Source organism: Sphingomonas glaciei (genome assembly GCF_023380025.1).
Classification (GTDB): Bacteria; Pseudomonadota; Alphaproteobacteria; order Sphingomonadales; family Sphingomonadaceae; genus Sphingomicrobium; species Sphingomicrobium glaciei.
Genome location: NZ_CP097253.1, coordinates 1,394,768 through 1,417,579 on the forward strand (window position 1 = coordinate 1,394,768; position 22,812 = coordinate 1,417,579).

The 22,812-nt window shown below is 59.9% G+C and carries 25 protein-coding genes; 11 read left to right on the forward strand and 14 right to left on the reverse strand.

Going from position 1 to position 22,812, the window contains the following annotated elements:
* The first annotated feature begins 444 nt into the window (after positions 1-444).
* From M1K48_RS06865 to ygiD, 3 genes are all read left to right on the forward strand, one after another.
* On the forward strand, positions 445-762 hold the full coding sequence (locus tag M1K48_RS06865) for a hypothetical protein (RefSeq protein ID WP_249505096.1): 318 nt from the start codon (positions 445-447) through the stop codon (positions 760-762).
* A 158-nt stretch (positions 763-920) separates the two neighbouring features.
* The gene (locus tag M1K48_RS06870) at positions 921-1,337 is read left to right on the forward strand and encodes a GreA/GreB family elongation factor (protein WP_249505097.1); all 417 of its coding nucleotides are present in this window, start codon (positions 921-923) and stop codon (positions 1,335-1,337) included.
* Positions 1,338-1,375: 38 nt separating this feature from the next.
* Positions 1,376-2,215 carry a 4,5-DOPA-extradiol-dioxygenase gene (ygiD, locus tag M1K48_RS06875; protein ID WP_257794176.1) on the forward strand — a complete coding sequence of 280 codons (840 nt, stop codon included), beginning with the start codon at positions 1,376-1,378 and terminating at the stop codon, positions 2,213-2,215.
* Between the two features lie 518 nt (positions 2,216-2,733).
* Here the strand turns inward: ygiD and M1K48_RS06880 are convergent.
* The 3 genes from M1K48_RS06880 to M1K48_RS06890 form a co-directional block, all read right to left on the reverse strand.
* The gene (locus M1K48_RS06880) at positions 2,734-3,177 is read right to left on the reverse strand and encodes a hypothetical protein (protein WP_249505099.1); all 444 of its coding nucleotides are present in this window, start codon (positions 3,175-3,177) and stop codon (positions 2,734-2,736) included.
* Between the two features lie 61 nt (positions 3,178-3,238).
* Positions 3,239-3,661, reverse strand: a complete 423-nt coding sequence (gene mscL, locus M1K48_RS06885; protein ID WP_249505100.1) for a large conductance mechanosensitive channel protein MscL — start codon at positions 3,659-3,661, stop codon at positions 3,239-3,241.
* A gap of 75 nt (positions 3,662-3,736) precedes the next feature.
* Positions 3,737-4,222: a hypothetical protein gene (locus M1K48_RS06890; RefSeq protein ID WP_249505101.1), complete on the reverse strand. Its 486-nt coding sequence runs from the start codon at positions 4,220-4,222 to the stop codon at positions 3,737-3,739.
* A 140-nt stretch (positions 4,223-4,362) separates the two neighbouring features.
* On the opposite strand from M1K48_RS06890, the gene M1K48_RS06895 reads away from it, so the two are divergent.
* The 4 genes from M1K48_RS06895 to M1K48_RS14405 all read left to right on the forward strand — a co-directional run bounded on the left by M1K48_RS06895 (position 4,363) and on the right by M1K48_RS14405 (position 5,956).
* A complete protein-coding gene (locus M1K48_RS06895; protein WP_249505102.1) occupies positions 4,363-4,566 on the forward strand; it encodes a dodecin family protein in 204 nt (67 codons plus the stop codon).
* A gap of 70 nt (positions 4,567-4,636) precedes the next feature.
* On the forward strand, positions 4,637-5,233 hold the full coding sequence (locus M1K48_RS06900) for a DUF937 domain-containing protein (protein ID WP_249505103.1): 597 nt from the start codon (positions 4,637-4,639) through the stop codon (positions 5,231-5,233).
* Positions 5,234-5,258: 25 nt separating this feature from the next.
* Positions 5,259-5,681 (forward strand): DUF3597 domain-containing protein, encoded by a 423-nt coding sequence (locus M1K48_RS06905; RefSeq protein ID WP_249505104.1) that lies wholly within the window; start codon positions 5,259-5,261, stop codon positions 5,679-5,681.
* Between the two features lie 17 nt (positions 5,682-5,698).
* Entirely contained in the window at positions 5,699-5,956 is a 258-nt protein-coding gene (locus M1K48_RS14405; RefSeq protein WP_406697307.1) for a PilZ domain-containing protein, read from the forward strand.
* A 110-nt stretch (positions 5,957-6,066) separates the two neighbouring features.
* Here the strand turns inward: M1K48_RS14405 and M1K48_RS06910 are convergent, their stop codons facing one another.
* Positions 6,067-6,666, reverse strand: coding sequence for a hypothetical protein (locus M1K48_RS06910; RefSeq protein ID WP_249505105.1), 600 nt, complete (start codon positions 6,664-6,666; stop codon positions 6,067-6,069).
* A 389-nt stretch (positions 6,667-7,055) separates the two neighbouring features.
* On the opposite strand from M1K48_RS06910, the gene M1K48_RS06915 reads away from it, so the two are divergent.
* A complete protein-coding gene (locus tag M1K48_RS06915; protein WP_249505106.1) occupies positions 7,056-7,322 on the forward strand; it encodes a hypothetical protein in 267 nt (88 codons plus the stop codon).
* A gap of 160 nt (positions 7,323-7,482) precedes the next feature.
* Here M1K48_RS06915 and M1K48_RS06920 read toward each other — a convergent pair whose 3' ends face one another.
* A complete protein-coding gene (locus M1K48_RS06920; protein ID WP_249505107.1) occupies positions 7,483-8,109 on the reverse strand; it encodes a DUF2306 domain-containing protein in 627 nt (208 codons plus the stop codon).
* Positions 8,110-8,603: 494 nt separating this feature from the next.
* Here M1K48_RS06920 and M1K48_RS06925 point away from each other — a divergent pair, with 494 nt between their 5' ends.
* Entirely contained in the window at positions 8,604-9,629 is a 1,026-nt protein-coding gene (locus M1K48_RS06925; protein ID WP_249505108.1) for an HWE histidine kinase domain-containing protein, read from the forward strand.
* A gap of 69 nt (positions 9,630-9,698) precedes the next feature.
* Here the strand turns inward: M1K48_RS06925 and M1K48_RS06930 are convergent, their stop codons facing one another.
* The 4 genes from M1K48_RS06930 to M1K48_RS06950 all read right to left on the reverse strand — a co-directional run bounded on the left by M1K48_RS06930 (position 9,699) and on the right by M1K48_RS06950 (position 15,630).
* A complete protein-coding gene (locus tag M1K48_RS06930) occupies positions 9,699-10,700 on the reverse strand; it encodes a sensor histidine kinase (protein WP_249505109.1) in 1,002 nt (333 codons plus the stop codon).
* Between the two features lie 427 nt (positions 10,701-11,127).
* Entirely contained in the window at positions 11,128-12,141 is a 1,014-nt protein-coding gene (locus M1K48_RS06935; protein WP_249505110.1) for an alpha/beta fold hydrolase, read from the reverse strand.
* A gap of 630 nt (positions 12,142-12,771) precedes the next feature.
* Positions 12,772-14,442 (reverse strand): amidohydrolase, encoded by a 1,671-nt coding sequence (locus M1K48_RS06945; protein ID WP_249505112.1) that lies wholly within the window; start codon positions 14,440-14,442, stop codon positions 12,772-12,774.
* Positions 14,443-15,423: 981 nt separating this feature from the next.
* The gene (locus M1K48_RS06950) at positions 15,424-15,630 is read right to left on the reverse strand and encodes a cold-shock protein (protein ID WP_249505113.1); all 207 of its coding nucleotides are present in this window, start codon (positions 15,628-15,630) and stop codon (positions 15,424-15,426) included.
* A gap of 257 nt (positions 15,631-15,887) precedes the next feature.
* Here M1K48_RS06950 and M1K48_RS06955 point away from each other — a divergent pair, with 257 nt between their 5' ends.
* Together M1K48_RS06955 and M1K48_RS06960 are read left to right on the forward strand one after the other, a co-directional pair.
* Positions 15,888-16,469: an alpha-ketoglutarate-dependent dioxygenase AlkB gene (locus M1K48_RS06955; RefSeq protein WP_249505114.1), complete on the forward strand. Its 582-nt coding sequence runs from the start codon at positions 15,888-15,890 to the stop codon at positions 16,467-16,469.
* Positions 16,470-16,478: 9 nt separating this feature from the next.
* Complete coding sequence (locus M1K48_RS06960) at positions 16,479-16,850, forward strand: LytTR family DNA-binding domain-containing protein (RefSeq protein ID WP_249505115.1); 372 nt, start codon at positions 16,479-16,481, stop codon at positions 16,848-16,850.
* A gap of 260 nt (positions 16,851-17,110) precedes the next feature.
* On the opposite strand, the gene M1K48_RS06965 is transcribed toward M1K48_RS06960, so the two are convergent.
* The 5 genes from M1K48_RS06965 to M1K48_RS14410 form a co-directional block, all read right to left on the reverse strand.
* Positions 17,111-17,707 (reverse strand): DUF937 domain-containing protein, encoded by a 597-nt coding sequence (locus M1K48_RS06965; RefSeq protein ID WP_249505116.1) that lies wholly within the window; start codon positions 17,705-17,707, stop codon positions 17,111-17,113.
* Between the two features lie 446 nt (positions 17,708-18,153).
* On the reverse strand, positions 18,154-18,666 hold the full coding sequence (locus tag M1K48_RS06970) for a PEPxxWA-CTERM sorting domain-containing protein (RefSeq protein WP_249505117.1): 513 nt from the start codon (positions 18,664-18,666) through the stop codon (positions 18,154-18,156).
* A 585-nt stretch (positions 18,667-19,251) separates the two neighbouring features.
* Entirely contained in the window at positions 19,252-19,536 is a 285-nt protein-coding gene (locus tag M1K48_RS06975) for a PilZ domain-containing protein (RefSeq protein ID WP_249505118.1), read from the reverse strand.
* A 1,238-nt stretch (positions 19,537-20,774) separates the two neighbouring features.
* Positions 20,775-20,981 carry a cold-shock protein gene (locus M1K48_RS06980; protein ID WP_249505210.1) on the reverse strand — a complete coding sequence of 69 codons (207 nt, stop codon included), beginning with the start codon at positions 20,979-20,981 and terminating at the stop codon, positions 20,775-20,777.
* A gap of 1,178 nt (positions 20,982-22,159) precedes the next feature.
* Positions 22,160-22,699, reverse strand: a complete 540-nt coding sequence (locus M1K48_RS14410; RefSeq protein ID WP_406697313.1) for a D-Ala-D-Ala carboxypeptidase family metallohydrolase — start codon at positions 22,697-22,699, stop codon at positions 22,160-22,162.
* Positions 22,700-22,812: the final 113 nt, after the last annotated feature.

Here is a 22,812-nt window from a genome sequence, read left to right on the forward strand (position 1 = left end):
CCCGAAGCTCCGCAGAAACTGCGCAAAAGGTCAAGCAGTTCAGGGGCACCTTCGCTGACATATCCATTAGAAGATCAGGCAGAAGGAGTAACAACATGACAAAAGCAAAAGCGCGGGCACCGCTTACTCGGAAAGACAAAATCGAAGGCTGGGCATTTGCCATTCTGTTCGTCGTTGTCCTTCCCGGATTGATGATGATAACCACTTGGGGCGCTCGCACGTGACATGAAGCCGTTGGCTTTCAATCGTTCTGGATGGAGAGAAGATCATGACTGAGTTTGCGATGCTCCACCCCGGCAGCAGTACCGCACGCGGGTTGAGCCCGTGGCCGGGCGATTGACGAGCCGGTCCGGCCTACGGTGAACGACTAACAGGAAACTTGCGCCCTCAATCACGGGCGCATTCCAAGAGCGGCTCGTCTCCTCACTTCCAAGGAACGAGTTCGTGTATCACGACATGCGAATGAGCAGCAGCGCGACGGCTGCCCTCCAAAACGGTGCCGCAGCCGAGGTGTCGTCCCTCCTGGCGCGCTACCCCAATCTTGGCGAAACAGCACTCGCCCGGCTGATCAATCTTTATCGCGGCCTGCCCCTGCTGGATTCCGCGTTTCTGATGACCGACCAGGCGCTCGCCCCGCGCCTGGACGCCTTCGTCGCCGATCATCGATCAGCCCTGCGCTCTCCCATTGCGGACTACGTGGCGTTGCTCCTCCTGGCGGGAACGGCGGCCGCGTTGTTGATGACGTTGGTGTTTCGCTCATGACCAGCGACATGACCCGTCCTCCCGGATGGTTTCGGTGGGCCATCTTCGCCGGCTGGTTTGCCTTCAGCATCGTCCTTGGCGCGCTTGGTGGCGCCTTCTGAGTCTGCGGCGCGAGCAGCCGACGTGTCCGCATAGCTGCGAATAGAAATGAGAATGAGATGACCCAAGAGAACCAAAATATCGGCAAGCCTTCGATTCACCTGCTTGCCTCAGAGTCCGACATGGTTGCAGACATGGCGCTGAGAATCGAACACGACCGCCCGGTCGTGGCTGCCATGCTGCTCGGCGAGCTCGAACGAGCCGATCTCCATGACCTCAATAGCCTCCCCGCGCACGCGGTCAGGATAGGCTCGACGATCGAATATCTGGACGAAACGACGCGCTGCGTTCGGACCGTGACTCTGGTGCTCCCACGCGACGCCAACATTACCGAAGGACGCATTTCGATCCTCACTCCTATGGGCGCGGCGCTCTATGGGCTGCTTGCAGGCAGCTCCATCAACTGGCCTACGCTCGATGGCGAAGAGCGCTGCCTTTCGATCCTGAGCGTTTCACCACCGATCTCGGCCGAATAAACTGCAGTGACCATGATGGAGGCGCGACAATGACGCGAATGCCCGCACTGTTCATTGGCCACGGAAGTCCGATGAACACGCTCGAAAGTAACGACTTCACCAAGGCTTGGGCGGGCATGGGCCGCGATTTTCCGCGCCCTCGCGCAGTTCTGGTGATCTCTGCGCATTGGTTCATTGGTGCAACCGCCGTTACTGCGATGGCGAGGCCCCGCACCATTCACGATTTCTACGGCTTCCCGCCGGCTCTCAATGAGTTCGACTATCCCGCGCCTGGCCTGCCGGACCTCGCATCGGAGGTAGCTGAAGAAGTGAAACCAACGTGGGTGGGCCTCGATCATGACCAATGGGGTCTCGACCACGGCACGTGGAGCGTTCTTGCCCACCTCTACCCCCAAGCGGACGTTCCAGTCGTCCAGCTCTCCATCAATGCCCTGAAGCCGATGGACTATCACGTCGAGCTTGGCGCCAAGCTGTCCGCCTTGCGGGATCGCGGCGTGATGATCCTTTCGAGCGGCAACGTCGTCCACAATCTGCGGCGCGTGCAATGGAATGATCCGGATGGCGCATTCGATTGGAACGAGCGCTTCGACCGCGAAGTCGAGCGGCAGCTCGCCTACGACCCTGCGTCCATTCTGCGGGTGACGGAACATGCTGACTATGCTGAGGCCGTGCCAACACCCGACCACTTCATACCACTGCTCTACACCGCCGGCCTTGCCGCAGAAGACGGCCAAGCCAAGGCGCTGGTTCGCGGCTACGCCATGGGTTCGCTGTCGATGACCTGCTACGGCGTAGGCGTAGATGCGGAGTGCCCCAAGGAAGCCGATGGCGCAGCGACCATCCCGAGCAACGTGCCGGCCGACCAGAGCAACATGTAGGCGCTGATCTAACGCAGAGCGCCATTGCACCCGAAAGGAGCGCCTTAACGTGACCCGCACCCTGTCCCTTCTTGTACTCGCACTTGGTGGCTGCGCCACTTTATCAGTTGGGCAGAGCAATAGTCGAACCACCTACTGGGTCTGTGGCGGAGCAACGCGGCTGGACATCGCCCACGATGGCCAGTCCGCAGTTGTCCGTAGCTCCAATGGAAAAGCGATGACGCTCCGCAGATCGGATTCTCCGCTCGGCACGCGCTACGCGGCCAACGGCATTTCAGTCCTGCGCTCCGGCGATAACTACGTCTTCACCGGGCCCGATGGCACGGCGACGAGTTGCTCGCTCCTGCAGAGATGACTTTGGTGCCTCCAGTGCAGAGGGCAGCGACAACACCGGCACGTCTACTTGTCGGTGGCGACCTTTCCTCGTGGAGCGACCGATATGGCGCTAGCCTAACGTCTGGAAGTGGCGGTCTCAGCCAAGAAAGCGCAGGAGCGGCCCTTGTAAAGAAGTCGCTCGACTAACGACTTGATCTTTCAGCCAGCAGGCCGTGCAGGGCTTGGTCAAGCCGGTTCCCACATGTCGCGAAAGCATCAGCCACAGCTTCCAGCTCCGATAGCGTCCATTGGTCGCCATGCCGGAAAAGGGCCTGCTCGCCATCGTGAGCTGTTTCCGGCTTAGCATGGACGAGGTTGTTTCTCGCGCCAACGAGAGCACGAAATTCCAATGCCCCACTCTCCAAGTCACTTTGCTTTGCAGAGTGCTCGAGACCTTGCACAAGATGCACCAGCGTATCAGCGACGCGCCCTGCGGTGCGATCTGCCAAGTCTTCCATGCTGCCGGGTTCAATCCGTTCACAGCACCAAACAGCGTTCCACTCCAAGCCTGCGAAGCAATAGACTGCCAAGCCGACGGCCGAAGCGTATTCAGCGCGTACTGGCACATCAAGCCGATCGTTCTTCATGTAAAGCAGCTCGACACGTGCAGAGCCTTACCAGCCGATGCTGAGATCAAACAGTCGAAGGTCAAGGCCTGCGGCGCAACTCGTCGCGGATCTCCGCGAGAAGCTCGACCTCGGTCGGCCCGGCGACCTCGTCCGCCCGCCTCATCACTTTGTTGGCCGAACGGACCAGCATGAAGATGATGAACGCGAGGATCAGGAAGTTGATCAGGACTGTGACGAACTGACCCCACCCCAGCACGGCTATGCCGGCGGTCTTCAGATCCGTGTAGCTGCTCGGATTGCCCTTGAAGCCGTCCGGGATCGGTCCGAGCACGGTGAAGTAGTTTGCAAAATCCAAGCCGCCGAAGATCGAGCCCACCACGGGCATTATGATGTCGTCGGTGAGGCTGGCAACAATGGTCGCAAAGGCCGCACCGATGATCACGGCTACAGCCAGATCAAGCACATTGCCCTTTGCTATGAATGTCTTGAACTCAGAAAACATGCTGGCCCCCATAACCTGAAGCAACGACAGTAACCCATCTCGAGGATTTCGCACTCTTTATCCGGTTGCTAGCGATCAACTCGCAAGAATGCTCTTCAAACCGGCAATTCGCTCGCCGACGGTGCACATCTGTGCATTCAGATCGTCCAGCTGCTCAAGGGTGAAGGCCGTTTGTGATGCTCTCAAAGAGGCGATGCCACTCTCCGAGGCATATATCACCGTTGTCCCATCTGCGGTTCTTTCCACTCCCACAAAGTGGTGGGAAATCAGGTTGCGGGTTCGGCAGAGCTGTTCCGCCAGCTTGCCAATCTCAGCCACCTCGCGGGCCGCTTCAGGGTTGCGCCGCGACTTGAGGCTGACGAGGGCACGCCACTCTGCCAAGCGCTCATTGAAAGAGCCCTGAGCTCGTGCGGTCGTCATTCCGCTGTCTCCGTCGGACAGGCGCAGCCGCTTGATGTCATCGATAACTGCGCGTTCCAGCATGCTCCAGTTCAGCAGCAGGTAGCCGAGCGCCTTCATGAGAGTGTCGGTATCGGAGTCGACATCGGTCGCTTTTTTCACGCGGTCTGATCCTTCGCCAGGCAAGCGATAGACTACATCAGCTCCAATGGCAGTGCAGCCTTCATCGTTGGAGCAAGTCGGGCTGCCGCTGGCGTTGACTTTAACACATGTTAGGCGCTCCCTCGGGGAGAAGGAGACAAATGATGGCCGTAGCCAAGACCCTCGAGATTATTTCTAGCTCCACGGAGAGCATCGAAGCAGCCGTGCGCGAAGGCATCGCCAAGGCCGGCGAGACTATTCACGACATTCAGGAGGCGTGGGTCCAGAGCACCAAAGCCTTGGTAAACGACAACAAGGTTGTCGAATGGCGAGTGACCCTGAAGATCACTTTCATCGTCAAATAGCCCTCACGGCCATTCATCTTGCAGGCACCCACAAACACGGAGCTGCCCGCTTCCGACGAGGAGAAATCACTTGGACGTCAATCAGATGCTACAGCAGACTGGCGCTGTGGAAGCTCTATCGCGTGAACTCGGCGTCGACGCGTCGACCGCTCAGGCAGGCGCCGCCGCACTCTTGCCGTCGATCCTCTCCGGATTTCAAAATCCAGTAGCAGCAAGCGCCGCCCCAGCTGCTTCTCAAGCACCTTCGGCACTTGGTGGATTGGGAGGGCTGCTCGGAACGATCGGTGGATTGGGTGGGGGCGCGCTCCTCGACAACGTCACTTCGTCACAGTCCACCGAGGTAAACAAGGGCAACGAGATCCTTGGGCAGCTGTTCGGGTCAAAGGACGGTAGTCGTGCCGTGGCCGCAAGCGCTGCGGCTCAATCGGGCGTGGAACCGTCATTGTTGAAGAAGATGCTGCCCGTTCTTGCGATGGTCGCCGCCGGCTATGTCATGAAGCAGGCGAGCCAGGGCGGAGGTGGATTGGGCGGAGCACTTGGGAGTGTGCTGGGTGGTCAGGCTTCTGGCGCCGGTAGTTCGGCATCATCGCAGAACACACAGGGTGGCGGGTCGGCCGACATCCTTGGCGATCTGATTGGAGCCGCCGGCAAGTTCTTGGGACGATAGATCAAGATACTAGGAGGCATATGCCATGAGCATTTTCGGCAAGATCAAAGACGCGATTTTCGGCAAGAAGTCGGCGCCGGCACCGGCACCGTCACCTACCAGCGGCGGAACGCTACAGCCGCCCTCTAACTCAGGCGCCGCTACAACTTCTCCCACAAGCCAGACCAGCCAACCTCAACCCCAAAGCCAAGTTGACGTTGAGCAGGTCCTGACCGGGATCGCATCGTCGAAGGGCAACCCCGATCTGAATTGGCGGACGTCAATCGTCGACCTGATGAAGCTACTCGACATGGACTCCAGCCTTGCAAATCGGAAGGAGCTCGCAACCGAACTCGGCTACACGGGTGAGAAGGACGGCAGTGCCGAGATGAACCTGTGGCTACACAAGGAAGTGATGCGGCAGCTGGCCGCTCATGGCGGCAAGGTGCCCGCCAATCTTACCGACTGACACGCGGAGTCCGCGAGGTGCCAGAAGAGGGAGACTCTACCGACTGGGTCAAGCGAGCAGATCGCGACCCTGTGTCAGTCGCTGCCTCTCTGGCACTCGCTGGGCGGCACTTACCCGTTCTGGTTACCGACGTTTCGGAAGATGGCTGCCGAATTACGTGCGAAGAGACTCTGCCAATCGGATCCGCTGTCTCGATCACGGTGGATCTCGTCACCGTTGCCGCAACAATCAGATGGTCTCTTGCCGGCAGCGCTGGACTACGGTTCGTTAGCTAGCAAATTCGAGAGAACGCCGCTTGCAAGCCGGGGGCGGTGCTGAGAACGACTGAGATGCGTTGGAAGCGGTCAATCATTGACCACGTGGCCGGCTGCCAAGCTATGAACTATTAAGTACGGCAAAGCTCCTCGGCGCCAGAGGTGATCGCGACCTCGGACCACTCCTCAGACGTCTCGCGGTGACCGTCTCCGTCGGTGCGGCGCATGATAACTCCACTCCGCCGAATGCCGTTCTCCTGAATACCCTTCGCCTGGACCGGACCAAGTGAAAGCTTTGACCCAAGTGCCACGCCGTGCGGGCTTACCTGCTTCCCAACTCGTGACCGTTGATGCTGCTGTTTCCCGGTGACCATCTCGGTGCCAGCGATGTTCACCAGATAATGGCTTTCTTGAACCCCGCCGTCTCCGCATGCGACCCTGAGGAGGCCAGCATCGAGATGACCATCAGCGTCACTATCGACACTCGATTCTAGTTCCAAGTAGCGGGTCGTGCCGTCGCTGTAGGTGCCAGTCACCGTGAAGTTCGGCGGCACAGCAATCCGATCTTTCGTGTTGCTTTTGGTCGTATTCACGATCGATTGCTGCTGCCGCGCGGAAGACGGCGTCTGTGCCTGGGCGCTGGATGCAGCAGACGCGAACGCTAGCCCTCCCAATGCAACCGTCCGCAGAAGACCCAATGCACCCCGAATTCCTGCGCCAGAATGCTTCATCGTGCGTCTCCAGTTGCGAGGATTACGCGTATACGTCTGATGCTGACCCGTCAGCAGCATGCCAAGATAACCACGGCTATACTTCTCTTCCGGCAGCGTAACAACTCGTAGCCTCCTCCTCGACGGAACGGCGAACGGCGAACGGCGAACGGCGAACGGAGGCTTTCTGCAAAATCCGCAACGACTTGGAAGAAGACATCAGCAGTCGTAGCGCAAAGTCCGGAGGTCAGGGTCGTCGGCCCGGTCGCTTGCTTGGCCTGAACAAACAGCCGCCCCTCCGCGTTTGGGGCTGCTGCAGAGCGATGGTGCTGCGTGTTGCTCCGCGCGTTCGACCATGTGAGCTCTACCGTTGCTGACAGCGGCGTCAGCTGTGGCGCTTGGAGGATCGGATGGTCTGGCACATTGCGAGGGCGGAAGCGCTGGCGGACCCGCTGGCAGCTCGCCTCAAGATCATGGAAAGGCTCAGGCGCCTAGCCGAGCTGGACGATCCTGAGGGCACCGTCGTGCAGATCCTGATCGATGCAATCATGCTGGTAGAATCTTACCGAGGGGCGCGGCATCAGATTACATTCCTTCCCGAACTTACACGAAGTATCGATGAGCTACTTCGAGAATTCGAGATTCTGGAAAAAGCGGAGAAGATGGCGACCGAGTGAAACGCTGAATTCGGAGGTTCTCGAGGTCCAGCAAGACAGGTTTGCGTGTGGTTAGGACAACTGGGCCAACGACGAAGCGTGCCATCACAAGCGAACCTAACTCTACCAGTGGCCAATGATGGCCCCGTAAGCCGACCAGTGCCCGCTCTGGAGGTAGACCTCAGCAAGAGGACTTTGCTGACGCTGTTCCACGAGACCACTGCAACATTACTTCGGTAATCAGCAGTGGCCCCACCCAAGCAAGCCAGAGCATGTCGGCTTCGATTGGTTGTAGCGCCTCGGGCGCAGACCGGGACCAGAAGCGGCAAAACACGAACGTCCACGCAGCCACATAACTCCTGATCATCCAGTCTCGATGCTGGTCGAAGCGGCGGTTACGAACCGCTCTGTATGCCATTGCAGAGAACATTAGCCAGACGACTGCCAAGACGCCGGTGGCCATGCCTGGCGAATGACCCACATCGAACGAGCGAACGAGAGCGGTCACAGAAGCCAGAGTGCCCCAAAGTAAATAGGTGTAGCCCGCCCCTTTGTGCCACCGGAACCACTCTCGGGTCATACCAATGCGCAGCGCCACCGCACCTGCGAATAGCATCACGATCCCGCCTGCTACGTGCGCCCAAAGCATCGGCACATGCCCGATGTGAGCGGCCTGCCTTGCAGGTCCGAAAGCGGGAACGGCGATCAGCCAGATAAAAACGGCAGAGGAAACGGCCGCAGCGCCGATCCAAGCGTCGACACGTGCATGCCGATAGGTGCGCTTAGTGCTAGTGGCAGGCTGATCCACGGTGCTTCCCCCGAACCGCTGACTTCGGTTTAAGCCGAAGATGCTATCGAATCTCCACCCGGGCAAATGCTTGTTTTGGTGGCAAGGTGGGCATCAGCTACTCAGCTGAACGAACGTCCTTTTACGGGTGCAGGCGGCGTTGCTCGCCATGACCGGGATGGGCGCGAAGCAGACCTCCCCTGCCCTGCGACCACTTATGGCCGCAAGGAGGCCGTCCGGTCTTCGCGACGAAGCTTGGCAAGCGGCCGCTCGTTCAGGTGCCGGCTGACATCGGCTTCAGCGTGTCTGCCTCTCGATCTTCCAACCAAGTTTGATGTGCAAAGCGCAGCAGCCGGTCCGATCTACCTGGCCCAATCAGCATTAGGACAACTCTGCGGATGCAGGGTCTAAGCGGAACGAGCGTGCCGCCTGAGGGTTTGATGACCCGGCGGATCTGCTGCTTCCATCCTCTAGCTCGAGCAGATCGTAAAGGGCGAAGGCGAAAGTTGTGCCGCGTGGCTGAACGTTCTTCTCATCTCGCTCGGCCTGCAGGTTTCGACCCTGACAACTTCATGGCTCGTCCGGCGCTTCTACGCGAGTTGATCAACATAATCGACGACGCAGTGATTGTCACTTCGCCTGACCTCGCAGAGCCAGGCCCCTATATTGAGTACGTCAACTCGGCGTTCGAGCGAATGACAGGCTATTCAGCCAACGAGGCGATCGGTCGCTCACCACGGTTTCTGCAAGGGCGTAGCACAGATCGGTCAGAGCTTGATCGTATGGGCCGCGAGCTTCCATCTACTGGGCACTTCGATGCTGAGATCATCAACTACCATAAGGATGGAACACCGTTCTTAGTCAAATGGCGCATCAAGGCGCTTCATGACGAGGCTGGTGACCTTGCAGGGTGGCTGTCTGTGCAAAGAGACATCACAGGCGAGCGTGATGCGATTGACAAGCAGCGCCGGCTCGCGCGCGAAGTCGATCACCGTACCGGAAACGCGCTTGCACTTGTTCAAGGGATAGTGCGGTTAACCTGCGCGGAAGAGCCAAAGCGCTATGCTGAAGCAGTACAAAGCCGCGTTGACGCTCTTGCAACGGCTCACGCATTGCTCTCTGAAATGAGTTGGCGTGCCGTCACACTGAAACGACTTGTCGACGCAGAGCTTGCCCGGAGCAATTCTGCCGGCAAGGCAGTAATCGCCGGAGAAGATATCGAACTGACTGCGGACCTTGTTCAGCCGGTCGCATTACTGCTGCACGAGTTAGTCTCCAATGCAGTGAAGCATGGGTCACTTAGCGCTAGCGAGGGACAGCTTCTCGTGGACTGGGCGGTGGTCAACAGCGAGCTCGTCCTCGGATGGAAGGAGAAAGATGGTCCGTCTCCTCCAGCTGAACGCCCCAAAGGTTTCGGGCTGCCGATGGTCGAAGCGATTACTGCGCGCCAGCTTGGAGGCAAGGTCAGCCTAGATTGGAGGGCTGAAGGACTTGCCGCAGAGCTTCGTGTGCCGCTCCGCAGGGCTCGATCCGAGCGCTAAGCTCGACGGGACTGCCTCAGGGAGGAGCATGGATTTCGTGTTCCGTTGCCACCCTCGATTTATGGGCAACTACTGCTCAAGCCTGTCCCGCCTTATGCGGACGGTCACAACCAACCCGCTTTTCTGCCAATCATAGGTCAGCTCGCCACCAAGCTGGCCCGAAACACTGCGGGCAATGAGCTTACTTCCGAAGCCCTCAAGAGCCTTAGCTTCGCCAATCGGAGGTCCGCCGGTCTCAGTCCAAGCTACCAGGATATAATCGCCATCCATCTTGCTTGAAACGTCAAGAAAGCCAGTGTCGACGGATAGTGATCCGTACTTTACTGAGTTCGTAGCGAGCTCGTGAATGATCATAGCGAGCGCCGTCGCCGCCTTCTCACCCACGCCCATTCGGGCGACAGCAACGCGAATGCGACCAGAGAATGCCGCCGTCTCATCGTAGGGGTTGAGAATGATCGAGATCAGGTCTCCGAGTAGCGCAGCCTTCCCTTGCTCGTTTGGCAAAGGCCGTACAAAGTCGTGCGCACGCCCAAGCGCAGTGAGCCGCTGAGTCAAGTTCCCGGCCATTTCTTCGACAGTTTTGGCGGAGCGTGCAGTGATCTGAGTTAGCCCCGTTGCGATACTCAGCAGATTTTTGACCCTGTGGCTCATCTCTCCTGCCAGCAGCTCGCTGCCTTCTTCAGCCTGCTTGCGACCTGTGACATCCAGAAAGATACCGTGCATGACACGGCCAGTGATGCCATCATCGGCACCTCTGCCCCGTGCAGCAATCCACCGCACTTCGCCTTCCAGGCAAATGCGAAAGTCGATTTCGTACGACCCCTCGATCGACCGCGTCGCGTTGAAAGCGGCCCGTACCCTGTCGCGATCAACCGGATGGATCCGAACCGACAATTCTTCGAACGTAACTTCATCAGCCTGAGGCAAGCCCCAGAGCTCGAAGGCGCGTTCATCCATTGAGAACTTGTCGGAATCGACATGCCACGCCCAGACCGCGACACATGCTGCTTCGACAGCGACCTTCAGCCGTTCCTCAGGTCCCGCTAACACTTTCGAATCGTTGGCTGCCAACGGAATGCCCCTCAGGTTGGTGACGTCATTTGGTTAGCGGATAGAAGGCGCCGTTCAAGCCCGCCTAGACGCTCAACTCGGGAGCACGCGCGCATGGGGCAACGCAGAACTGAGGCTGAGTTGAAGAGGCGTCTGCTTCGGGGGGGCGCTGCTCGTCGTCGTACTCGCGCAAGTAGGGCTAAACTTCAGGAACTTCAGGGAGAGCGCCGCGACCTGACTTGAGGTAGCTTCCGGCTTCCGAACAGCAGTCGCCCCAGCGTCGGGCGGATGAAGTATGCCAGCACGCACATCAGTAAGAGCGTCAGCCAACCGACGACGCGAGGGGGGAACCCCATCCCAACAGCCACCAAGGTAGCAAAGACCGGCACGCCGAAGGCGACGGCAACGATGGCGAGCGCTGCAGCAATACTGCGAACCTTGGGCACGATCAGACCCAAACCGCGTCGATCGCGTCCAAAACCTCACCGGGAACCGCATAATGAAACAGGTGCCCCTGGTGGGGCACTACCCGTAGTTCCCCATTTCTCAATTCGGACACGAGCCGCTCAGAATGCTTGTCCTTGTGTACGATGAGATCACCCTCGCCGGCCATCGCGATTACTCGCATCTTCAGGTCGGCGTAACGCCGGCTGAGATCAATGGCACCGGGCACCATCATCGCGGTGTCAGCAGCCGTTGCTCTGATTTGTGAAGGCCGAAACGTCATCTCCAGGGGGAACGACTTGAAGTTCTCCGAGACAGGCGCGGGATGGAAGCTCGCCTTGATTGCTCCCGGGCTCATCAAGCGACCCGAGAGTGGCGAGATGGTGTGGGCCAAGATGTCGCCGACAAAGGGTATCGCGGGGGCGGACATCGGCACCACGTCGGGCCGTGCGGTCCCATAGTAATAGCCGGACAGCAGCACGAGGCCCTGCACCAAGGCGGGCTCCTCAAGCGCGATAGCCAAGGCCACCAACGTGCCCCAGCTATGGCCGACAACCACCGCGCGCTGAACTCCAAGCTGCTGCAAGGCCTGTATGATCAACCCGCCCTGCTCGAGCGGTGTCCAGACACGCGAGCGCGGGCGATCGCTGTAGCCAAAGCCCGGCCGGTCGAAGGCGATTACCCTGTGGCTTTTCGCGGCAAGGGCGAGAACGCCGCTGGCCTTGAAGTCGTCTAGTGACACGCCGTTGCCGTGAAGCAGGACCACTACCGGCCCGTCACCCCGATCAACGTAGTGAAGCCGAACATCATCGACCTCGATGAAATTGCCCTCAGGCGGCGTATTTGCCTTCGCCTGCTTAGCAGCTGCACGGTTAAATAGTGCGGCTCCGACCAATGCCGCCGCCGCCGCGACGCCGCTTGCTGCCCAACGTCCGCGGAGGGCCGTCGAACGACCGCCAGGTTGCCCATCGGCTTGGCCGATCGCTTGGGTGGTTGGTGCGCTGCTCGTATTTGTCATGGACTACTAACCGCTGCGCGCCCGCACTAGTTGCACCGCAACATTCGCCAACAGCCTTCAACGATGACAATCGAAGCTTAGGGCTTTGGTCGGTGATCCATCTTAGCAAAGCGTTCCTTACCGACTGCCTCCGCCGCACCTTCAATGAGCCGATTGCCAGTTTCTAGAGCAGCGTCCGGTGTCAGTGCGACATCAACCCCGTCCGGCCCGTCGAGCAGGACTCTGCCTTCTTCGGTAGTCACCTCAGTGGCCTCGTCGTAGGTCTGGTTTCCTTGGTCATGCCTCAACAGCGATGGCCGTCGTTCTTGGTTCCCCCCAAAAGGATGCTTCGCGCTTGCTCGCGTCACGCCAACGATCGGCCATACAGACGCTGAGATGCCCTCATCCCGCGTGCCGCCGGCCGCCTCCCACGCCCTGGCTAATCCTTCTGACGAATGACACTGCACGGGACCTAGGCAACGCTAGCCGGGAAGATGAACGAGTGTCTGTCTATTGGCCTCGCCAGAGAGCTCTGAAAGTCCGCTTTGGGCGCATTGTCGCCGCGACGGCGGGTCTGAACCAAGGTCCGCTTCTGCCGATTGGACGCCGGCAGCGGCACTTCCGCTTCCCACCAGCAGCAGACGATCAATATTACCTCTGCAAGCCCGCAGCACCTTCGTGAACCACTACGCCGTCCACTACCGTCAGCAGGCTTACCGTTGCCGGCAGTCTATCTAGAGGCACGGTCAGGACATCTTGGCTGAGCAATGCCAAGTCTGCCTTCGCGCCGACTGCGATGCGACCCTTCTGGTGCTCCTGCCCTTCGGCGAAGGCGCCGCCGGCGGTGTACGCAGCTAGAGCCTGTTCGCGCGTCAGCGCCTCCACGGGGTTACGGTCGTAGCGGACCGCAAACATCATGTTGAGGAATGGATTGGCTGCTTCGCCGCCTGCATCCGAGCCAAGGCTTAGCGGAACTCCGGCGCGCAGCAGCGAGCGGAACAGCAGGAACCTCCGGGCACGCTCCTCGCCCAGCCTGTTCTCGAGCCAAGGCCGACCAGTCTCATCCTTGTCGGGCAGAATGTGCAACGGGTTCTGCACGACGACCACACCCAGCCGCTTGGCCGCCGGTAAGAGATCGGCCGTGATGCCGTCACCATGTTCTATGCGTACGCGCTTTGCTCGCCAGCGGGCGGCCGGCGCAATCTTCTCCATCGCCGTGAACAGCCGCTGCACCTCGGCATCTCCAACGACGTGCAGCGCTAATTGCTGCGACCCGCGTAGGCCGCCCTCAAGAATCTGACGCAACTCGGCGTCGGAATAATTGGAACGACCGCGCTGGCCTGGACGATCGGCATATGGCGTACGCTGAAACGCATCACGTTCGATTGGAGTTGAGTCCAAGATCCACTTGATGCCAGCGAGCCGCGCACTCGCTGGCATCAATGGCGGTGAAGCAAATTCCGCCCAAGCGTCGCGTGGCTGCCGCTCGGGCGAAGCCCACCCATAGACGCTCCACCTCAGCGATGGCTGTGCCGCGTGAAGCGTAGCCGTGATCTCGCCAACTCGATAATTGTGCGCCATCTGGTGGATAGTTGTTACGCCCCACTTGGCATACTGCGCAGCTGCCTCGCGAAAGGCAGTCACGCCAGCGCTGAGGGGAGCGCGCTTGGTCAACTGCATCGCGACCAGAACCTCGGCTTGCTCACGGACAAGCCCGTTGAGCGTGCCGTCGGCTCTACGGCCATACCAGCCCCCAATCGGATCAGGAGCGCGATCAGAGATACCGAGTTGACGGAGGGCGGCGCTGTTCAGAAGCGTGCCGTGTCCCCACCAGGCGCGCAAGCGGACCGGCCGTCCGCCGGCCACCGCGTCCAACTCGCTTCGCCAGTCGCGTTCGCCGCTCAGGGTGGCAGGTCCGATCGTGCCGCTGATCCAGCCGGTTCCGGAAGCAGCAGCGGCACGTACCGCTTGGATGGCTTGGGCGGCGCTCGGGCCCGGCCACATCAAAGCCGGCATCGAGACTTGCTGCCCCGGAGACTCGGGCCCGAGGTGTGTATGTGCCTCGATTAGGCCTGGCGTGAGAAGCCGTCCGCCGGCATCGATGATCCTGGCATTGGGTTGCGACCGCGCTCTAGCGGCGGTGGTGGAACCAACGAAACTGATGCGGTCTCCGGTCACCACGACCGCTCGCGCTTGCGGGTGTACGCCACTTCCCGTGAAAATTTTCGCGTTGATGATGACTACGTTGTCCGCCGACGCTGTGGTGGGGATAACCAGTGCGCACCAGGCGGAAGCCAAAAGCACGAGTGTTTTCGAGTTCATCGGACGGCTCCACCAATCTTCTGAAGAGCTAAGCAGTGCGGCTGCTGAGGGCTCACCCGGTTGGCTTCGAGGCGCCTTGGCAGCCTCGAAAACCTAGTCGAAAGCACCCTCCCTTGGCCCGGCCGTCGGCATAGCGCTTGCCACCGCGGCGAGCACTACAACTGCGAGGAGGACGCCTCCAATAATCAGCAAAGTGCTCTTCGGAATGCCTTTGCGCCTCGGCACATCTGTTTGTTCAGACGCGACCTGCTGGCTTGCCGCAAGTGAGATGCTCGCGGATGCGATCACGGGGGCTCTTACCGAAGCAAGGTCGAACTGGACTCTGGCGGGTCCTGCGGCATTCGCAGGCCTTGTGACTAGAGCCGGGCCACCTTGGGGGAGCGCCCCTAGGCATGGTTGAGAGGTAATCCCTGAAACCGCCGCAAGCGCCGCCAACCTCGTTGCAAGTTTCATCGAATGCCTTTCGACTTGCTGCCTGCCGCAAAAGTGCTGAGTAGGATTGCGAATTGGCGCCTCGCTCTGGCTTAAGTCAATAAAGTTGGTTGAGCTCTGTGCCCGCGCCCTGGCTGTCGGCTGGGATCGAACGCGAACGTAGCCCGGTCAGATGCTTGAGCACCTGAGCGCGAGACGATCTGCAACAGGCCGTCCTAGGTGCATCAAAACGCGTCTGTGTCCCCTCACCTTTTCCCTCTGCGTACGCTCTTGCGTCAAAACCGACGCGGAAAGCACGCGGGCGAGGCGCGGGGGCCAGTGCGGCGCGCCAGCAAGCACGCCCCTCCCCCATCTTCTTTGCGCCCATCTCGGTCATTCCGAGCTACGCAGCCAGAACCAGTGAGCAGACGATCCTTAAGCTAAGTACCCGATGTTCGGCTTCGGCCGAATGACAGCTCATGGGTGCCGCCTTCGTGATGAAGGAACCAGGTAGCGAGGCACTCGGAGACGCGCACAGGGCGCGTCTCTCCGGATCTGATAAACTGCGTGTTAGGCCGACTTGAGGTTCGTAGCCTTCATCTTCCCGCGTTGGTCTTGCTCTACATCGTACGACACCCGATCATTCTCGCGCAGTGTGTTCATGCCGGACCGTTCGACATCGGAAATGTGAACGAACGCGTCCGCTCCTCCATCCTCAGGCTGGATGAAGCCAAAGCCCTTGGACTCGTTAAAGAACTTGACTGTTCCTGTGGGCATATTGTGCAATCCTTATGTCATACGCCCCGAGTGCCGGGTCGTAATCAGTACGGCTAACGACACAGGCCCGCAAACGAGCCGTGTCTGAACAGCAGAAATGAGCGGCGGCACGAGATTACAGGTGAACTCGCGGTTTCGTGGCTCGATCTCCGCGGATACCTCGTTCGATGGATTCGTTGATGTGAGATGGATCAGCTTCCAAATTCGGAGGTAGCCGTCTCGCCTACTCTGGCGCAGATGGAGCAATCGCTCGTGTGATGCTGTTTGACCAAGAGCTAATTCCCGGCCTTGTCACCCGCGACGAACTGGTGACCCCCGTGGAAGAAGCGGAGCTGATCGCCCACATTACAACGCTCAACCTCACTCCGTTCCGTTTTCAGGGCTTCACCGGCAAAAGGCTGACGACCAGCTTTGGCTTGGCTTACGATTTCGAGGCTGGCCGCATCACGCGCGCCGAGCCGATCCCCGAGTGGCTCGATCCGCTGCGCCGCCGCGCTGCCGACTTCGCGGGGCTTCCGAGCGGAGACCTCGTCCAGGCTCTGGTGATCCGCTATAATCCGGGTGCGGGGATCGGCTGGCATCGCGACCGTCCGCAGTTCGGCCAGGTGGTCGGCATTTCGCTTGGTGCGCCGGCCACACTTGCCTTTCGCCAACGCACCGCGACCGGCTTTAAGCGGGTGAAGCTCCCGTTGTCTCCACGCAGCGCTTACCATCTCGCGGGCGAAGCGCGCCTCACCTGGGAGCATGGCATTTCCGCCCATGACGCGCTGCGTTTCTCGATCACCTTTCGCAGTGTCGGTGCCCACATCGACACTGCGGTCACGCAAGCAAAGGGCTGATTACATACCATGGCATCGACAAGTGACGCACTCCGCTTAGGATCTGACGCGCTCTCCGAACGGCCGAACTTGGCCGGCAGGAGACCGTCCGGTCTTCGCGGCGAAGCCTGGAAAGCGGCCGACCATTATCTGCGGGTTCACACGACTTTGGGGTCGGATCTCATCTTGACGCGCCTGTCGGATGCCATCGCCGCGATCGGACCTGATGCAGGTCTTCAGGTGCACAGGAGCTGGTGGGTGGCTCACGATGCCATTGTAGAGTTCGTCAGGTCGCAGCAACGAACCTACCTCAAGCTGAACAATGGACTGCTGGTACCGGTTGGTCGCACCTACTCGGCTGCTGTTCGCGAGCGAACAGCCCATCTTAGGGTCAAAGCTTAGCTGTCACCGCCATCACTTCCGCCCCTCCGCCAGTACTGATCGGCATGATCCCGAAGGGACAGATGAGCGCTTGCGCCCATCGTATGTCCGCTTTCCACCCAAAGCAGACATAGGCTGTGGTCAGATCATCATCATTCGGCGCATATCACTATACCCCCCGGGGCTTAACCCGGGGTCTGCCTTCGTCCGTGCCACGCGTGCGGATCGGAGGCAGGTGAATCCCGGGTCGAGCCCGGTATGACGAAAGAAGGCAGTCGGCCCTAGCGTTTGCCGCCAAGCATCCCGCCGAGGATCTGGCCGAGCGGGTTGCCGCCCGCCGTGCCGCCGCCAATCGCGCCCCCGAGCAGCGAGCCGAGCACGCCCCCCATACCCCCGCCGGCGCCCCCGCCGAGGGCCCCGCCGAGCGCGCCGCCCAGTCCGCCTCCAGAAGATCCGCCGCCGGCCGCATCGCTACCAGCCTGCTTGGCAAAATAGCCCGCCGCGAGCATCGCCACGATCGGCAGCATCTTCTTAAGCAGGTCGGGCGACTGGCCACTCGTGCCGGCGGCATGCTGCGCCACCGCGCGGCTGGTGTCTTTGGACCCGAAGATCGACCCCAGCACCTGATTACCAGGTTCGACCGGAGTCGGGTCGGGCGAGACCGCCCGGTCGAACATCCCCCCGCCGCCCATTCCGCCGAGCATCCCCGCAAGCCCGCCAATCCCCTGCGGATGCGCGCCCGCCTGATTCTGCATGCCGCCGAGCACCGCTGGCAACAACGCGGCAAGCCCCGTCTGCGCGGTCGCGGGGTCTACGCCCGTATCGCGCGCCAGCGACTGCGCGGCGCCGGCCTTCAGCAATTCGTCGAGCATCTGCATGTCGGTCCCTCTCAAAGTTTCTCGAGAAGCCCAAAGGTCCGAACCCGCGAACGTTCCCGCGACCACGCCAGCTCAATGACCCAAAGCGCCAGTTCTCGATTCTCCACCCTTCGCAGACAACTCGCGGCCCTCGTCTGCTTTCGACCCGAAGCAGACATTTGAGGGCAAGCTACCCTATCCGCTCATCGCGTTGACGCTCGCTTGGCTCCTCCACTACGGCAAGGAGGGCGAGACGTTGCCCAGGTTGCCTCTTGAGACCTCTTGGGAGGGGCTGGGAAACGAGCGCCTGCGTAACCGCTGGTCCGCGGTCAACGCTGCGACCAACGTAATCTATCTTGCGCTCGGAGAATCAAGGAGCAAGAAGCTGCAATCCTCGTTTGAGCAAGCAGCGTTGCGACAAGGCCGGGCCACAGTGGAACGCGACCCAGCATCCTAAGCGATGGACATCAGCCGACTTGGAGGAGTCGCCTAGCGCCCGAGCGACGTCGCCGCATGCTCGCGCCGACGACGCCGAAGCCAAGCAGCATTGTCAGCCAGCTTCCGGGTTCGGGGACCGGGCTGGCCACCGTTCCGCCGGGAGGCACCTCACTAGTTGGCGGGGCGCTGCCGGATGGCGGGGGCGGTGGCAGCAGGCCGCCGCCACCGATGATCGGGGACCCACCGCCGATGATCGGCGATCCGCCACCGAATGGTGGGGCGCTTGCGATCAGACTTGCGGCGTTGATGACGTCGGCAGCCGTTGGCGGGACTAGCGGGGTGACAGAAGGCATGATCTCGAGAGGAGTCGGCGGCGCGGGAATGACCACCTCCGCCAGTTGCTCTATCGGTGAGGGCTTGGGCGGGAAGGTCTTGCCTAGCGCGCGCTCACGCGGAACGAACGCCAGCCGCTTCTTGATCTTAGTCTGGGTCAACGCGCCCTGCTCGCGTTCGCCGGGCGAACGGGCATTGAGCAATGCCATCACTTTATGCGCGGAACTTACGCCTGGGATCTCAAGGCCGCGCTGGCTCATGGTGGTAAGCGCGAGGGGCGCGGATACGACCGCAATCAAACCTGCAAACCCGACCGCTACAAAACGGAGCGCAAGTGCGCGGGTCGATCCCAATCTCACTTTCCAAGTAGTCATTCCATACACAGAACAGTTAAAGCGCTATTAAGTTCTGGGCGACTTGGAGGTTTTTTTTGGTCCCTATGCGGGACGGCCGTCTCCCGAACCTTGGGAGCTGGCCGTTGCGTAAGGAAGCTGATTGCTAGCGGGCCACAACGATCATCAAAAACGCGTCGTTGTGGCCTCCCACCAGCCCGTTTCGCGCACACGCAGCTCTTTGCCACTTACGCTGTGAGGAACGGCGCGTCTTTACCGAGAAGTAAGACATCGAGGGCACTCAGGCGAAGTGACCACCTTCCAGTCTCTCGCGCTGCTCGGGATCTCGCTCATAGTTCTCAGCTCTCTTACCGCCGCGTGGCAGGTCGAGAAGCTCCGGCGAGAAGTGAGGCACGCTAATGACCTGCTCAAAAGCCTCCTCATGACGATGCGTGACCGCCTTTAAGTCGCCTCTGCCGCCTTGCTCATCTCACCGAAGCGAACGCCAAGCGTTTCGTCTCGGACCCATTTTACGGTAGCGAGGACCTCAGCTCCGAGCTCGAAGATGACAAGGGTGATCTCCTCATCTGCCGCGATGTTATCGTGAACCTTGAGTTGGCAGCCGTCATAAGAGAGATCTGACATCAGAACCCCCAAGCGCTTGCCATCCTGACGGTATGCAATAGCCGGTATCTCAACGCCGCGGCGTTCTTCTGCTCGAGCCCAATCCATGAACTTGTCGTGCATACGCTTACTCCGAGCCCCCGCTCGTACGCTCCGTTTACGCCAGATTGGTGTGCAGAGTGTAAGCCGCTAAGCTTACCGCACGGTTCACCAGCGCCCCAAAGATCGAGGGTCGCTAGTCTCAGTACGCAGCTGGAACAGCATATCCCATCGTCGGTTTCACAGCCGCGTCTCTGTGGGGGCCGCATAGTGGCGCGCTGAATGTGGGCTCGTTCGGCTTTGCTTGGGCGAGCCCACTTGCTGCTTTAATCTTCTCGATCCATGTGAAGACCGGCGGCTTGGACGGGTTGCTCCCTGCGCCGAGCCGCCAACCGGAACTTATCCGAGGTCAGACGGTCTTACAGGTACTCCCCCCAAGGATGCGTACCTGGCCCGTCTCTTCACTCGAGAGACGGGTCCTGTTTTGGTCCTGTGTGGGTGAGACCCGCATCTAACCACGGGGGGACCTCGGATCAAACGACGAGTCTCCACTCCTCAATAGCGGGCTGGCTTGTAGAGCCAACCCCGACAGTTTGGCCCATTTGTTGGCGTGTCGCTGTGGCTCGCTCGCGTATCCACCCATTGCGGACATGAGGAGGCAACGCTGCCGAATTATCTATTTGGCTGGATTCCAGGCTGACCGGACACCCCGTCCTTGGTTGAACCGCTCACGAAGCTGCCTCCTGGTGCCAAGGCCGCCAAGATGAAATCTCGATATTATCGTAGCCTTCAGCTCGCAAACGCTTCTTCAGCTCTGTCATAGTGCCGCATTCGGGCGCCAGCTCGAAGGCTCGTGGTAGCGGGCTCGACATCCGAGGATATTTACACAAGCCGCGTTAAAAACAGATGAGAGTACTGTTAAGGAAAGGCGAGGGGCCCGCCCAAGCAATGCCGGACGAGCCCACGACAGGGCGCCTCTATACGCCCCCAAAGAGACGCAGCGATGCAAGCGGCTGCAAAAAACTTGTTCCGATCCGTGGAAAATCGGTGGCTCAATCACGCCGAGGCCCAGTCCCCCTGAGGATCAGCGGCCATCGTCCGCTTTCCACCCATAGCAGACACTCAGCGCCGGACGTCTGTTTGCGACTCAAAGCGGACGTTGAGCAGCCGAGGCCAACATCGACACAGCGCCCTTTGCGGTTCTTCCGAGCTACGGCGCCTCTACCTGGAAGCGGACCTTCGCTCAGCTAAGTGCCTATGTAGAGGCGAGGCGCTAGGAGACGCGCACAGGGCGCGTCTCCACGGAACTGATATAGTGCGAGTCAGGCCGACTTAAGATTCGTAGCCTTCATCTTTCCGCGCTGGTCTTGCTCGACATCGTACGACACGCGATCATTCTCGCGCAGTGTGTTCATGCCGGACCGTTCGACGTCAGAAATGTGAACGAATGCGTCCGTTCCTCCATCCTCAGGCTGGATAAATCCAAAGCCTTTGGACTCGTTGAAGAACTTGACTGTTCCCGTAGGCATATCGTGCAATCCTTCTGTCATGCGACCCGAATGTCGGGTCATGATCAGTACGGCTAACGACACAGGCCGCCAAACGAGCCCTGATAAACCAGCAAACTCGTCCAAGTAGGGCGCTAGGCCGGCGTCCGGTGTGCATGGAGGACGTCAGCTATCCACCTGCGCTCACCCGAAAGCAGGCCTTTCGCTATCCACCGCGCCCTGATGTTCGAGTTTTAGCCACCCTGAGCGTCGGCTATTTGCCATCAGGAGACCGTCCGCTCTTGGCGGCGAAGCCCGGGAAGCGGCCACTCGTTCAGCTGCCTACCTGAGGTCCGGAATCGACCCTAAGCAGACACTTGCCGCTCTCGTCTAATGCCCTTGTTCCACGCTACTTTGTAATCCAGTCGCCCAGTAGGTCGGCGTTGAGCCTCGCTGAATTGGTGGTCGGAAAATAACCTGAGCTCCAGGAAGATCATCGCCAGCCAACATTAGTGACGAAATGATTTCCGCTGCTCAAACTGCTATCGGGGAACGCTTCGGACAGCTAGTCTTCTGAAATGTCAGCCGAACAGCGCTCGTGGGTTCAAAGGGAGAGTACGCCCGGGTCCTCTGAAAGGCATGAGAATGTCAGCCAAGGCTTGAAGCGGGCCTTTCCGGTTCCCTCGTCAGGTTCGTTTGGTGACCTCCTCGCAGCGATAGATAAAGCATCAGCAAAATCTAAGCGCTGAGCGTGCAATCAGTATCAATATCTTTGCTGCTTGTCACAGCACACCAAGTCGCCGCGAATCGAGATTTAGACGCCATCTTGCTCTGGCCACGTGACCAGCTCGCTTACTTCCTGAGCGTCCGGGTGGGCTTCCAACCAATCAGCATATAATCGAATGGCCTTGGCATCGGCAGGATTGGTCAGACCGGCTGCCACCGCCCGCATTCGATCTGCGATCTCCTTTGGCGTCTCGTTCAAACACTTCACAGCGGTCACCTCGGCTCCCCCCGCGGCATCTTCAAAATAGTAGTGGCAGCTTGCTCGCGCCTTAACCTTGGTCAACCGCTCCGTGGGATGCGTATTGCTTCTTCGGACGAACTTAGTCGGCCCACGAAGGCATGTGGGTTCGCCCGGAGAACGCCGGACGAGGTCAACCCAAGAGCGCCTCTGTGCATCCCTCAGAAGCGCTCCGAGAAAGCGACCTTTGATCTGCTCACTGCTGTTTGCCCGAGGATAAAAGCTCTCCGGCCACCAAGGACAGCACGCCGTGTTCGTCAGCAGCGATAACAGGCACCGCTACTTTCTTTGGCAAACTCCGAGGATCTGAGGGCGCAGGCTGATTGAGCGCTTGGGATTTTGACGCAGGCAAGAACGCGAAGTGGCTATGATCATTTTCGTCCAACGACTCGTGCGGTGAGTAACCCGCACGACGAAGCGCTGCCTCAATTGCTTTGTGAGTGACGCCGGCATTCCGACGCAGATCAAATGCATAACCAGCTAAGTGGTAGCTGTTGGGAACGCCACCCACCCGCCTGTTATGATCTACCGATCTTACAATGCTCGTTACCGTGCCAAGAGAGGCAACAAGCTGGATGGGACCTCTCAAATGTGGCTGAAATGCTGATTTCCTGGCACTGCTCTCCAGATTGGCTGCGCTCGACACTGCCGAGACGCCTTGCACCGGAGCAATCACGCAGAGTGTCGCAATCCCCACGTACGCCAATCGGCTGAAAGACAGTTTGATTGAGTGCATCGACGCGCAAACGCGAGGTGACTGCCACGCGTTCCGCGCGTGATCGCCGGTTCCTCATCCCAAGCCGAGCCGAATGTCTGCTCCCGACCCAAACCAGACGTTCCCGCCGACGT